At 36.2% G+C, this 12,309-nt stretch carries 16 protein-coding genes; 4 read left to right on the forward strand and 12 right to left on the reverse strand.

Annotated elements, in window-relative coordinates; all coding sequences use genetic code 11:
- Window positions 1–48 precede the first annotated feature (48 nt).
- Complete coding sequence (locus B3X18_RS02090) at window positions 49–579, forward strand: conjugal transfer protein TraD (protein WP_005108949.1); 531 nt, start codon at window positions 49–51, stop codon at window positions 577–579.
- A 232-nt stretch (window positions 580–811) separates the two neighbouring features.
- On the opposite strand, the gene B3X18_RS02095 is transcribed toward B3X18_RS02090, so the two are convergent.
- From B3X18_RS02095 to B3X18_RS02150, 12 genes are all read right to left on the reverse strand, one after another.
- On the reverse strand, window positions 812–1,222 hold the full coding sequence (locus B3X18_RS02095; protein WP_005108947.1) for a hypothetical protein: 411 nt from the start codon (window positions 1,220–1,222) through the stop codon (window positions 812–814).
- Window positions 1,223–1,437: 215 nt separating this feature from the next.
- Window positions 1,438–2,037 carry a hypothetical protein gene (locus B3X18_RS02100; protein ID WP_005108946.1) on the reverse strand — a complete coding sequence of 200 codons (600 nt, stop codon included), beginning with the start codon at window positions 2,035–2,037 and terminating at the stop codon, window positions 1,438–1,440.
- 137 nt (window positions 2,038–2,174) lie between these two features.
- Window positions 2,175–2,498: a hypothetical protein gene (locus B3X18_RS02105; RefSeq protein WP_005108945.1), complete on the reverse strand. Its 324-nt coding sequence runs from the start codon at window positions 2,496–2,498 to the stop codon at window positions 2,175–2,177.
- Window positions 2,499–2,727: 229 nt separating this feature from the next.
- Window positions 2,728–3,201, reverse strand: coding sequence for a hypothetical protein (locus B3X18_RS02110; protein ID WP_005404865.1), 474 nt, complete (start codon window positions 3,199–3,201; stop codon window positions 2,728–2,730).
- A 163-nt stretch (window positions 3,202–3,364) separates the two neighbouring features.
- Window positions 3,365–3,649 (reverse strand): hypothetical protein, encoded by a 285-nt coding sequence (locus tag B3X18_RS02115; RefSeq protein WP_005108943.1) that lies wholly within the window; start codon window positions 3,647–3,649, stop codon window positions 3,365–3,367.
- 140 nt (window positions 3,650–3,789) lie between these two features.
- A complete protein-coding gene (locus B3X18_RS02120; RefSeq protein ID WP_005108942.1) occupies window positions 3,790–4,653 on the reverse strand; it encodes an ArdC family protein in 864 nt (287 codons plus the stop codon).
- A gap of 528 nt (window positions 4,654–5,181) precedes the next feature.
- Entirely contained in the window at window positions 5,182–5,502 is a 321-nt protein-coding gene (locus B3X18_RS02125; protein ID WP_080550645.1) for a hypothetical protein, read from the reverse strand.
- A 102-nt stretch (window positions 5,503–5,604) separates the two neighbouring features.
- A complete protein-coding gene (repM, locus tag B3X18_RS02130) occupies window positions 5,605–6,552 on the reverse strand; it encodes a replication initiation protein RepM (RefSeq protein ID WP_005108939.1) in 948 nt (315 codons plus the stop codon).
- Window positions 6,553–7,489: 937 nt separating this feature from the next.
- On the reverse strand, window positions 7,490–7,675 hold the full coding sequence (locus B3X18_RS02135; protein ID WP_005108938.1) for a hypothetical protein: 186 nt from the start codon (window positions 7,673–7,675) through the stop codon (window positions 7,490–7,492).
- Between the two features lie 8 nt (window positions 7,676–7,683).
- Window positions 7,684–8,073, reverse strand: coding sequence for a hypothetical protein (locus B3X18_RS02140; protein WP_005108936.1), 390 nt, complete (start codon window positions 8,071–8,073; stop codon window positions 7,684–7,686).
- Window positions 8,073–8,777 carry a ParA family partition ATPase gene (gene parA / locus B3X18_RS02145; protein WP_005108935.1) on the reverse strand — a complete coding sequence of 235 codons (705 nt, stop codon included), beginning with the start codon at window positions 8,775–8,777 and terminating at the stop codon, window positions 8,073–8,075. Before parA ends, B3X18_RS02140 begins: the two co-directional genes overlap by 1 nt.
- A 21-nt stretch (window positions 8,778–8,798) precedes the next feature.
- Window positions 8,799–9,053 (reverse strand): hypothetical protein, encoded by a 255-nt coding sequence (locus B3X18_RS02150; protein WP_005108934.1) that lies wholly within the window; start codon window positions 9,051–9,053, stop codon window positions 8,799–8,801.
- A 1,534-nt stretch (window positions 9,054–10,587) separates the two neighbouring features.
- On the opposite strand from B3X18_RS02150, the gene B3X18_RS02155 reads away from it, so the two are divergent.
- The 3 genes from B3X18_RS02155 to B3X18_RS02165 form a co-directional block, all read left to right on the forward strand.
- Window positions 10,588–10,956 (forward strand): hypothetical protein, encoded by a 369-nt coding sequence (locus B3X18_RS02155; RefSeq protein ID WP_005108933.1) that lies wholly within the window; start codon window positions 10,588–10,590, stop codon window positions 10,954–10,956.
- Window positions 10,928–11,362, forward strand: coding sequence for a hypothetical protein (locus B3X18_RS02160; protein WP_227499309.1), 435 nt, complete (start codon window positions 10,928–10,930; stop codon window positions 11,360–11,362). Before B3X18_RS02155 ends, B3X18_RS02160 begins: the two co-directional genes overlap by 29 nt.
- Window positions 11,363–11,375: 13 nt before the next feature.
- Window positions 11,376–12,309, forward strand: a 934-nt coding sequence (locus tag B3X18_RS02165) for a type IV secretion system protein (protein ID WP_286935100.1), incomplete at its 3' end; no start/stop codon positions are given.

The following is a 12,309-nucleotide window of genomic DNA, read 5'->3' on the forward strand; positions in this document are numbered from 1 at the left end:
TTTTTAGTTATGCTATGATTTAAAAATATTGACAATGAGGAAGTGGCAATGGCTATCGAAAATCTAAAATTTACTGAAGATCAAAAAAAGTTTGTAACTGATGAAATCTCTCGTTTGAAGGGATTAGAGAATAGAAACCAAACTGAAGATTTAATTTTGTCACTTGTTAAAAGTATTGAATCAGGCTCACCAACAAAGCAGCAAATTAGTTCATTTGAACGTGTAATGAAAAATGAATTTAAAAAACATAAAGCGCGTTTAGAATTAGAAAAAATCAAGGAAGATGAAAAAAAACTTTTAGCTAGTTTGAAAAAAGATGCTCAAGCTGCTCAAGTTAAAGATCGCAAAAAACGTGAACATAAATTAATTTCAATTGGTGCGCTTTTTGAAATGGTAGATTTCCCAACTGAAGATAAAGGAATTATTACTGGTGTTCTTTTAAAGGCTCTTGAATCATATAAATCCAATCCCCAACATTTTGACAGTTTAAAAATTGCTGGTGACAAATTTATTGCTGATCGGGAACAATCAAAAAAATCTAAATCAACTCTAGTTGATAATTCAGGCTCTACAAATTAAAGAATATTCAAACTGGTAAAAATATAATTTAATTTTTTCCAGTCGCAACCCTGCGGGATTGCTTTGTTAATCCCGCTTATAGGTTACATGGAAGTAGTTTCGGGTCTGCGGTCAGCTAGACAAAATCACAGATTTTGTCTGCTTCGCTTGCCCATTCAACGGTAATCAGAGAAGGGAGGATTTTTCAGATTTTTTCAGTTCGCAAAGTAGACACTTTGCTCTGCCCTATCGTTTAGGATTCAATATCTTTTTTTGAAAATTCAAAATAAATTAAATCTTTTTTACCTAGCTCAACCATTATTGAATTATAAAAATTGACAGGTAAATTTATAAATTCGTGATGCTCCGACCATAGTGCTTGTTCACCTTTGAATAGATATTTATATCTTGGATTACCAAGTTCTATACGCTCTTTTTCTTTTGCAATTACTTCCGATCTGATTGCATTAAGCATATCTAAAATTTGAATTGCTTTAGGGTCAATTTGATATTCCCTAGAGCTTTTCCCATTAATCCAAAGTTGAGCATCACGGCTATTGTACTTAGTTTCTTCCGTGTGGACTACCTTGTAAAATTCAATTATTTGCTCTGGGCTATATAAACCATTTCTGAAGCATTCAATTTTGAATTGAGCATTATTCATTTTTTCAGTTCCTTAATATTCATTATATGATACGCAATGAACCGCATTTTTTTGAAGCATTAGAAATCTAAACATCAAAAAAATGCGGGTGACTATTACCCCTATTTATTTTCAAATAAGAGCCTTAAATATAATTGCCAATCTTTATATATTAATTTTGAATGCTTCATATTTTCCTCTGTAGTGAATTGACCCCCTTCAGGGGGTCAACTGTTTTATGCGTATGATGATGTATAGCAGCGTTTATAAACTTTTGTACCTGTCGGCAATAATTCAAAATCTAATACTGTTGCATTTGCAGACTGATGAATCACGATATAGTTATCCATGATCTTTTTTTTCATTGGCTCTTTGCTGGTAAATTCATTCGGTAAAGGCACAACATAACCTTGCATTGAACCTGTTGCATCATAAGCCTGTTTAAGTTCACGGATGACACAATATGCCCCGCTTTTCTCAATAACTTGATAGAAGTCTACATTTGTTTGCTCATATCCCCATGAGGTATATAAGATCGTCCCGATCTCTAACTGATCACGGAATTTTTTAATTCGGGCTTTTTGTTCTTCCTTGTTCTTGATGGCGTTTTGATGGCTCAAGTTGTCTGATTGAATATTTTGAGAAACAGCTTCTTTCATACGTTCAACTGTTTTAAATCTAGTGTAGATAAAAGGCTTTTTAGATTTTCCCTTATATGCAATCACTACCTTTTCAACGAGTGAAATATAATAAACAGTTCCAGTCAGTTTATTAGTAATAATCTGACTACCTACATAGTAAAAACGACCTGCATCTGTGTAGTTGAAAATTGCCATGTGCTTGTATCCTTTTTTGCTAGATCGCCAATCGACCTAATAAAATTATTATACCTATATTGATTTGTGAGTACAAAACAAATTAGGTAATTAAATGTAACTAAGCAGGCATTAAAAAAGTCCCTTGCGGGACTTATTCAAAATTCATCTTCATCTGCATTTTGATATTGAAAGTAATACTCAATGATCTTTTGAAAAATACTAAGGGCTTCAAAGTATGCCGTTTCAGCTTTACCGTGTTCACTGGTAAAGTAAAACTCATAAGGTGCTTTATTAATAAAAATAGTGATGATATTAGCTGTACCTATGTCGCAATTTCCAAATGATACATAAAACGATTTTTTATTACTGATCAGATATGCCCCGCTTCGGTATGGGCTTGAGAATGTAGCAAAAGGCACAGTTTCCAGTAGGTCACGGATAATCAGTTTAGTTTCAAGATGCGAAAATTTAGTATTCATCTATTTGCTTCCTTTTTTGTTAGATCGCCAATCGACCTAATAAAATTATTATACTTATATTGATTTGTGAGCACAAAACAAATTAGGTGATTAAATGTAACTTTTCCGACTTGGTTTAAATGCTCCTGATTTCTCGCCTATAGGCTTTATTTCTGTGGGTTGGTCATATTGCTGGATTCTGGTCTAAGAAGGGTGATAGGCATTAAAAAAGCCCCTTGCGGGGCTTCTTTTAGTCAATCATCAAATAGATAGCATTTGTATTTAAAATCCCTCTGTTTTTGTCCATCAGTTGTTTGATGTAGTCACTAAAGAAAACGGCTCTGCGGTTGATAGCTGGTTTAGATTCATAGGTTGCCATTGCCAGGTGCGAAAGTGCATACAAATTAGCAATCATTGAAAATTCTGTTGCTGTCACTTCATACGTGCTGCCCCATCCATTTTCTAAAACAAAACTTTCATCAGTCTGTAGCTCAAAAAATCCGTTTTCAGTTTTCCAGAATCCGCCATTGTATGAATCTGAAAGATTACTAGCTGACTGGTAAAGCGCAGATTCCCAATAAAACACCATCAGCCCCATAGGTACAGTAAAACGTGGCTCATCTGCATCTTGCATGGTTTGAAATCCCTTTAAGTCAATTGCATTAAAACTGTCATAGCTTGCTGCTTGGATTTCATCGGCATTTAATAAAACTAAATCGGTCATTTTCTTAATTCCTATTTTTATCAGATCGCCAATCGACCTGATAAAATAATTATACTCATATTGATTTGTGTGTACAAAACAAATTAGGTAATTAAATGTAACTGATTTTTGTGTCTTGGTTGGTCTGTGCTAGGCATTAAAAAAGCCCCTTGCGGGGCTTTTATTATCTCTTTGCTACTTCATCCAGAATCTCATAGATTCGCTTTAAATAGTCTTTGGCTTGATATATAGCATCGTCCATATCTTCATGCCGTGTAGCTTCTAAAAACAACTCTGTGCGTCCTTTAAAAAAGATAGTGATTGCTTTGTGCTGACCTAGAACAATGAAAATTTCAGCTTTACTTTTCTTTAAATAGATACCTTGCATCACCTTTGTAGCATTCCGTTTTGACAACAAAACATTTTCTACAAGGTTTAAAACTGTTTTTGGGCTTACTTGGGTTTTCATTTATAAGTACCTGTTTTATTGTTAGATCGCCAATCGACCTAATAAAATTATTATACTTATATTGATTTGTGTGTACAAAACAAATTAGGTAATAAAATGTAAATGATCAGGAATTAAAAAAGCCCCTTGCGGGGCTTCTGTTAGTTCATGATAAATTCGTGGGCTTTTTGGGCTTGGGCTGCTGCCGTGAAAATTGCCTTAGTGTCATTTTTCAGGACTTGTAACCATGATTTTAAATAGCAGGCATGGTTTTCAATTGTATGCTTCACAATGCCTGTTTTCGCACAAGTGAAGGCACTTGATAGCTCTGCAATTAGTTCTTCCATAGCGTAAGACTGTGAGCCAAAACGCCCGCTTAAATTACGGTCTAAACGGCTTTTATTTCCTGTCCAATGGCTTGCTTCATGGAATAGAACAGAATAGAAATATTCAGCTTTTGTAAATTGCTCTTTAGCTGGCAAAACAATTTTATCCACGCTTGGCACGTAGTACGCTGAATCACTCGAACCGATCTGAATAGCTGCGCCTTTCTTCTCAATAAGGTTATTCAAGATAATTTCACCGGCTTCAATTTTAGAAAATTCATTTTCTAGGCTGGTTTCATTGTTTGAAATAGTGACGTTTTCAAGCTGTGCAACATTGAACAAGTAGAAGGGTTTAGCAATCGCAAAACGCTCTTTTTCTACTTCGCCACTTTCAGGGTTTACAGTGTCTTTTTCAATCGGCTTATAGAATACGCATACTGTTGATTTCTCGCCTTTGCGAACCTTCAGATTGTTTGCTTTAGCTTGGTTGAATGTAAGCCATTCATTATGCTGGTAGCCGAATTTCTGCATAGCTGCTGCCAGAATCAGAATATTAATGCCGTTATAGAAGTCGCCTGTTACATGGTTTTTCGGTGCAAATAGATCAGTGCTTCCGATCTTTGACCATAGCTCTTGTGAGCTGGTTGCAGTTTCCATCAGTTCAATGATTTGGTTTGTAACTTGTTCATATAGATTCATTTTTTAACTTCCTTTCTTATTAGATCGCCAATCGACCTAATAAAATAATTATACTCATATTGATTTGTGAGTACAAAACAAATTAGGTAAAGAAATGTAAATGAATCATAGCGGGTATATACAGAGCAAAGTGTCCACTTTGCGAACTATGGAAAGTGCAAAACCTTCCCTCCCTGATTACCGTTGAAGGGGCAAGCGAAGCAGCCAAAATCTGTGATTTTGGCTAGCTGACCGCAGACCCTCAACTGCTTCCTTTTGCTTATAAGCGGGAATAGCCGAGCAATCCCGCAGGGTTGCGACAGTAGGGCAGGGGGGTTAATTATTTATAGGATTGAGTGGCAAAATATGACATTGACCATGCAGCTGTGGCCAGTACCGGATCTTCATCTTGAACTTCATAAGTTATTGTTTTTCTTATAAGTGAAAAAATAGGGGGATACCCCCCTATTGGCATAATGTGTCAGTTATAGTCCCACTTGCTAGGCACTGATCTGAAGCGTTGGGATTTATCAAAACCCATTTTTCTATTTACTGAAGATTTCCAACTATTAACTGCTCCCCGACTAAACTGAAATAGAGAGGGTTAAACTTTGGCACACGGTATCTTGTCCCTTTCTTAGCTCCCTTTATACAGCTTAAGACTTCATCTGCAATCTGCTCATTGTCACATTCCAGAATGGCAGTAAAGTCGTCAATTTTTGCATGTATCTTAGACTTACTTTTTTCTAGGACACCACAAGAATTGACCAATATATAAAAGTAATGAAGGTGGGAAATATCAACTGTGTATTTAACGTTGCTGTTTTGCTCGTAATCTTCGACAACAGGAAAACCAAAATCTAGCTGCATGATGCTTACCTCTTATTAGATCGCCAATCGACCTAAAAGAAATTATACCTATATTATTTTGTGAGTACAAAATAATATAGGTATATAAATGTAATGCAGTAATTACTTATTAAAGTCCGTTAATGTATGAAGGGCTGTAAATATTCTTTTTGCTGTTTCAGGTCTTACGCTGTCCTTATCTCTTAGAATATTTCCAATCCATATAGCGAATGCAGCATAATCTTTATTGCCAGCAAGATCGCTTAATTCGTGTTGTTTTGAAAGTTTATTAGAATAGATTTCAACCTGTTTATCACTGATCTTACAGAATAGTTCCTCAACCTTTTTCTTTTGGGTAGTAGTCTTTTTACTAGCTGCTTCCCCTTTAATCTTAAACTTGAACTCAAAGCCCGATACTACCCTTCCTGTTTTATGTTGGTCATACTTAACCGTAATATCTGTTTCCTTGTTGATCTGTTCAATCGCAGGCTCTAAAACTCTTTTCTTAAAGTCGCTCATCGTTTTATATTCAGTATCTTGAACGCCTATTTTTTGACGAAAATCACTGATTTCAAGAATGGGCGTTTTCCCTAAACTGCGCCAAGCAATCAATAATTCATAAAGTCGAATTGCATACTTACTGGTAAGTTGTGCAACTTGCTTTAACTGATAACTTGTAAAATGTCTTTCCAGTCTAGTGACTAATGGCACTACCGCAGGAGAGAAAATAATCTCTAAGATTGCCAGGTGAGGTATATAAGAAATTTGCGAAATCCAACGTGATTTAACGACAATTTCTTTGCCGTTATCTAATTGTTCTTTAAAAGTAAATTTTCTTTCAAATAAATTATTCACTGCATTTTTTAAGGCATCGTATGAAGCTTCTTTACTAACATTAAATCGCTCTGCATAGTCACTAGCATGAATCTTTAATCTACTTTCAGGGGTTATTCCTTGTCCTGTTTCTCTTGCCGTAATGATTGATAAAAGAATTAGTCGTTGTTCTGTGACTTCTAGGTTATAACTTGCATTAATTAAAACATTATCCTTAACCACTAGATCATTTGACATTATGAAATTCACTTATTATTAAAAGACAACTATAGTTTATGTCATTAAAAGGACATAATCAATAGGTGTCATCATAAAACAAAGTAATAGTCTTTTAATAGCAAAGAGATTGTCTTTGAATAACAAAGAAACTGTCTTTTAATAGCAAAGTAATTGTCATTAAATAAGTTCTGTAACCCTTGTATGTAAAGGCTTTCAGCGTTTCTAAAAACATTTAAAAGTATTTATAAACCTTAAAAACCCAATTCTTATTTTTTAAGTAAATTTTATTTTATTTTACGTGTATCAAATATGAGTTAGGAATTAATATTTTTTTTAATATACTGTAATGAAAAAGCTTTAGACAAAATAATGAGATAAACAATGAAATTTTTATTAAAAGCAGCTTTCCCCCTGTAGACTTTTTTAGAGTGTGAGAAGGGAAAACCATACGGTTTTCCTAAAAGTCGTAAATAAAGAAAAATAGAGCATTTTATGGGTAGTGATTGCACTGAAGGTCATACAAAACATTCTACTTAATTTGGCTCGAAAACTTCCGCATGTTTTGGCAATGCTTCAGCATTGGTAAAGCTAAGGAAGTTTTCGAGCAGTCAACCGATTGACAGTATTGGCTATCATGGTTTTATTAGCAGAGGGCGACAGAGCGGGGGACACAATATATTGTATTAAGGGGTAAAAGGAACTCCGCTATATATTGTGTTTTAGTGCTTTGAGAACATGCTTGAAATACTGGCATAAGTGATGCCTAAAAAAAGTAATATGCCTTTAAGTCGAAGTAAGATCAGGCAGAAAATAGCCATACTGATAAAAAAGAATTTGGTCCCTGTTAGCTGCGGGAAAAAATAGATAATGATTGCAGGCATTAGCAAGGCTATGACCAGCAGACTTCTAAACACTATTTTGAACATTTTAGCCCCTTTAAATAGCAGAAAGCCCCTTATTTTCGGGGCGATATATCTAACACTTTAAAGATATTGGACAAGTAGGGTCGTTTATTTTGTGTTGCCAGTTCGTTTACTGCATATTCAATAGCGACCTGATCAACTTGCGTCAGTAAATATTCATAATTCTTCTGATCAACGTCATTGTTAATAATAACGCTGGCTGCTCGTTCCTGTTCCATATCATCACCTATTTGAGTAGGTTCTCACTGATCAACCAAGCTGATAGAGCATTTCTAAGCTGGTCACTTCGATTGATACCATAGTTCGCTTTGAAGTTATCAATCTTAATATCAAGCAAGTAATTGATCGTATAGATCAGTTTCTTTGAATTGCCCTTGCTAAGTTCTTCGCTGTATTCAGTTTCAGGATGATTTAAATAAAACTCTAATGCAGTTCGGGCAATGTCTGCCAGTACCATTTTTCGCTTATCAGCTACTTTCACGATTTTTTTATACAGGTCGGGATTGATTGCGATTTTCTGAATCTTGTCATGATTCATTGAATTAACAACGTGTGACTTCTCATTTGCCAGATGAGCATTGCTAGTAGCAGTAGCAATGCTTTTAGGTGCTCTCATTAAATGGCTTCCTCTTGCTGCACAATGTTTTCACGGCTAAGGATTTCATCAATTAACGCATTCACTTCAATGATCGCCTTCTTGTCCATTCGCCCGCTATCATCTTTGTATTCAAAGACTGTTAAACCTTCACCCAAGCTGCGGGAATATGCAGTTCTTAGCTCAACAACTGTATCGAAGATCGGCAACGGATAAGTTTCAGCTAACCAGTCTTTTACTTCAGTAAAAATCTTAGTGTTCTTCTTCACGCCACTAAGTAAGAAGTAAGCAGAAAAATCACGGTAGCTTTGAATCTCATTAATGGATGCGATAGTCGCTTTAGTAGCCCACGCATCAAGTGGAGAGGTAGTATTAGGTACAATGGCAATATCGCAAGCAACTAAGGCTAATCGGGTTAATTCTGATTGTCTGCCTGCACCATCAATAATGACAAAATCATATTTGGTTTTCAGTTTGGCAACTTCTTTAGCCAAGTTGGTTTTAGGCACACCGATCACAGTCATATTTAAATCAATATCAGCTTCGTCACGTACTGTAGCCCATTCAAGTGAAGATGCCTGCGGGTCACCATCAACTAACAGAACATCATAACCACGCAGCGACAGACCAAATGCTAAATTAATTGAGGTTGTGGTTTTAGCAACACCCCCTTTCTGATTAGCCAGGGCGATTACTTTCGATAATTTTTCTGTTTTAGTATTCATTTAATAATCCTTGTTATTCAATTATTCAGGTTGGTTAGTTTCTTTTGTAGCTGGTCGTCTGCTTTCAGGAAGTATGCCGTTATCAACCATTGTGCTGATCAGATAATCCGTAAGAGAAAGATTATTGTCTTTGCAGTACTTAATGAGTTTCTGCTTATCTTCAAAATTAATTCGAGCTTGGAAACGATCTTCTTTTACAACTTCTTTGACTGAGTTCTTATTGCCGATCATTGTTGATCGAGTAAGACCTTTGGTACTTCTTCTGATAGTAGTCATAGTAATTAATCCTTACTTATTTATGCCTATATTATATTGTACTCACAAATCAATCAAGGTTAATTTTAGATTAAATTGTTATTCTCAATAATCAATATCTATCTTTATATATTTATATACATATTAAAACCTTAACTATTGTTCTCATCCACTCCATCACCACTCACACCGCAGACGCTTCGCTTACTGCGGGTGGTGGGGAGGAGCGGATTTCGGCAATATTCACCCTAGATAGCCTAAGCAAAAATGCTTAAAAAGCTATCTTGAATATTGCCATGAAGCTCTGCGGTCTGGAGCCGGTATCGCTTTCAATCGGCACTGTATGGCTTGCAAGTCCATTTACAGCAAGTGAGTATTTAGAGTCTTGCAACTCCCCTGACACACGCATTAGCTCACTCATCTATACTGATAACTCGGCGAGGGGTTTCCCAACATACCACTTCTATCAAGCTATAGACGTATTCCCTGCGACCCCACAATTATTGTGTCTTTCATCAGTATGCGGGCGTATTACAATGGCAAAATGTAATACTCATGCGATGGTGATACTGCCGTCACTTAGTCCTCCTGCTACACCATCCGCCTGTAAAACTCTATGCCATTGATAACCCATTTAAGGCAATGCACTTACAAACATAAAGTTTTATAAATCACAGAAGTAGGCGAAACTCGGCAAATAAACAAATGCGCTTATTTGATACACGAATAGACATTAAAGTAACGAAGTTTTTTCAGAGTACGGCTTGCAAAAACTTCTATTTATGCAACAATAGAGTTCAGGTACAAGCCTTATGGTGAAATCGTAGTGGTCGCCAAACCCTTCGATCTTCGTTAGATGATGTTAACGGCATCAAATAACTGTGTACCCCGAATATAGAATAAAGCCCTGATAGTTACAAGACTATCGGGGCTTTTTCTTTTTCCAAAAGTTTTATATTAATGCCTGATTAATAAGAATAATTTAACGTTTGTTATTGAATTTCATAGAGTTATAACTCTAAATTTTATTGATTTTTACTTTAATTTTTTGAGTAAAAAATAACTTTCTATCTAATTGATTTATCTCTCACTATCTTTTTATGTCCTAAAACTGCACTACATAAGGCTTCTGGTCAGCGGACCAGCCAAAGTCTTAAATCATCATTTCAATAAAAAGTTTCTAATTCACATAATTAGTACAACAAAAAGTAAACATAACATCATGTTTTTAATATCAAAATACTGCCCAAGTTAAGTTTTGTTTACTAATTGAAACACTTGAAACATTAAGTTTTAAGTAAACTTGCACTATTTTTAAGCTTATAGAGTTATACTGTTATAACTCTGTTGAGAAAAGGGTAGAAGCCATGAAAAAAATGATCATTACAACCATCTGTATATTGAGCATTACATCCTTAACCGCTTGTGCAACTAAGACTGGCTCTCAAAAAGGATTAAAAAAATCTCCATGTGCTTGTGTATTCCAGTCATTACCAAGTGCAGACCTTCACAAAAGTATTGACGCTATCAACCCACTTAACGAAGGAAGCCCAGCATGAAAAAGTTTGCACTTCCTTTGATCGCTTCAGCGTTTCTTATGGCTTGTTCTGACGAACCTAAACAGCCTGAAGTGAACGGAAATGATTACGTTGGGTCATGGGTGAATCCTGTCGGTCAACAATCTCAAAACCCCAATGACGTAATTATTAATGACCGTGTAATCATTGCGCCAAGTGACCTAGAAGGCGTTTTTAAAGTTTCGATACTGGCTAAAGGTGTTTTCACTGACATGGAATTTAAGCCTGAAAACGGCTTGTTATGTGCTGCGAATGATGCCTGCTTTCAGTTAGTTGATGGAAAGCTGAAGCTCGGTAGTGAAGCGGGTATTTTGACCTATGAGCGAGAACAATATGAAAATCAGTAAAACCATTGTCGCACCTTCACTGCTGCTTTCCCTTAGCTTGGCTATGACAGGGTGCTTTACTTCTAAGCCCGATATTTCAGGCGTATGGATTCCTGAACACACGCCTAAATCAACTTTTTTCTATGATTACTATGTGATCTCTGAAGCTGATAAGCAGGGCAATTTTGCAGTTAAGAAATTCAGCTATCAGATTCAAAACATGAACGCTTTTAATCCTGCAAAACTTCCTAAACTAACAGGAGAATCGGCAGGGGTCTTAACTTTCACAAAAGATGATACTTACTGCTCTGAAGGCTCTTTAACGACTTGTTTTATTTACTCTGAAGGTACGCTACGTAAATCAGATTCATCAAAAGTATTCATATTGTCTAATAAGAATCCTCCCGAAATTCCAGTGATCCGCTAAGGGAGAAGGCACTATGAAAAAGATCATTTATGTTTTCTTTCTCTTGTTTAGCTTCATAAGTCTTGGTTCTGCTTATGCTGAAGATTACTACACTAATCCTCAAGACTTAGGGCAGGGGACAGAAACAGTCAACAATGCCGATGCTGGTACTGGTGCTGGCAATAACAATATTGCTGATTCAATGTCCCAGGTGACGCAAAACGGAATGCAAGAGCTTGATTCAGTCGTTGATAGCTTAATCACAGATGTAGATAAAAATATTAAAGACAATATTCAAGGCTACTACCAAAAAGTAACTGCTCCAATTATTCCAGTCTTTGCAGGCTTTATTGTCATTTGGCTGACCTTTCAAGGCATGAAAATGATGCTGGGTATGCCTGTTGAGATTCAGCAAGTTATTGCGACTTTCGTGCTTATGCTGCTGATCTGGACAATCGTTTTTTCATGGGATGCCTTCTTTCCTTATGTAGCTGAAGTTTTCCTAGATGATGTGCCGAACCTGATCACTGAAATGACAGGCACCGATTCCAAAACCACACTTCAATCATTTGTTTCTATTATTTTTGAAGCTATCGCACTGGCTTTTAACAACATTGACACAGGCATCACCAACGTTGTGAGTGGCTTTTTCTTCGTCCTGATTTACTCCTTTATCTTCGGGCTGGCTTGTCTAGCTTGTGCTTTGTTCTTCTTGATTTGGTTCATTTGCAAAGTAATCATCGGGATTTTAATTGCTGTTGCTCCTATTTTTCTTGCTGCTGCAATGTTCCCAGCTACTCGTAGTTATGTGCCCAACTGGCTTCAAGCAGTATTAACTCCAAACGTGGTTTTACTACTACTGATCGTAAGCTGCGACCTAGTTTTAACTTCAGTAGTGAAGGGTATCCAGACCTTAAATGATAACGGCAGCACCTTCACAGGGGCTTTTGTCATGGTCATTGTTCTGC

The organism is Acinetobacter sp. UBA6571, from assembly GCF_002434085.1.
GTDB lineage: Bacteria > Pseudomonadota > Gammaproteobacteria > Pseudomonadales > Moraxellaceae > Acinetobacter > Acinetobacter radioresistens.

Bases quoted from the DNA above. Each gene is read 5' to 3' on its own strand.
- repM (WP_005108939.1), bottom strand. From the start codon at position 6,552: ATGTCAAATGATCTAGTGGTTAAGGATAATGTTTTAATTAATGCAAGT.
- B3X18_RS02120 (WP_005108942.1), bottom strand. From the start codon at position 4,653: ATGAATCTATATGAACAAGTTACAAACCAAATCATTGAACTGATGGAA.
- B3X18_RS02160 (WP_227499309.1), top strand. From the start codon at position 10,928: ATGAGCGAGAACAATATGAAAATCAGTAAAACCATTGTCGCACCTTCA.
- B3X18_RS02140 (WP_005108936.1), bottom strand. From the start codon at position 8,073: ATGAGAGCACCTAAAAGCATTGCTACTGCTACTAGCAATGCTCATCTG.
- B3X18_RS02150 (WP_005108934.1), bottom strand. From the start codon at position 9,053: ATGACTACTATCAGAAGAAGTACCAAAGGTCTTACTCGATCAACAATG.
- B3X18_RS02125 (WP_080550645.1), bottom strand. From the start codon at position 5,502: ATGCAGCTAGATTTTGGTTTTCCTGTTGTCGAAGATTACGAGCAAAAC.
- B3X18_RS02155 (WP_005108933.1), top strand. From the start codon at position 10,588: ATGAAAAAGTTTGCACTTCCTTTGATCGCTTCAGCGTTTCTTATGGCT.
- B3X18_RS02090 (WP_005108949.1), top strand. From the start codon at position 49: ATGGCTATCGAAAATCTAAAATTTACTGAAGATCAAAAAAAGTTTGTA.
- B3X18_RS02110 (WP_005404865.1), bottom strand. From the start codon at position 3,201: ATGACCGATTTAGTTTTATTAAATGCCGATGAAATCCAAGCAGCAAGC.
- B3X18_RS02135 (WP_005108938.1), bottom strand. From the start codon at position 7,675: ATGGAACAGGAACGAGCAGCCAGCGTTATTATTAACAATGACGTTGAT.
- B3X18_RS02095 (WP_005108947.1), bottom strand. From the start codon at position 1,222: ATGAATAATGCTCAATTCAAAATTGAATGCTTCAGAAATGGTTTATAT.
- parA (WP_005108935.1), bottom strand. From the start codon at position 8,777: ATGAATACTAAAACAGAAAAATTATCGAAAGTAATCGCCCTGGCTAAT.
- B3X18_RS02105 (WP_005108945.1), bottom strand. From the start codon at position 2,498: ATGAATACTAAATTTTCGCATCTTGAAACTAAACTGATTATCCGTGAC.
- B3X18_RS02115 (WP_005108943.1), bottom strand. From the start codon at position 3,649: ATGAAAACCCAAGTAAGCCCAAAAACAGTTTTAAACCTTGTAGAAAAT.
- B3X18_RS02100 (WP_005108946.1), bottom strand. From the start codon at position 2,037: ATGGCAATTTTCAACTACACAGATGCAGGTCGTTTTTACTATGTAGGT.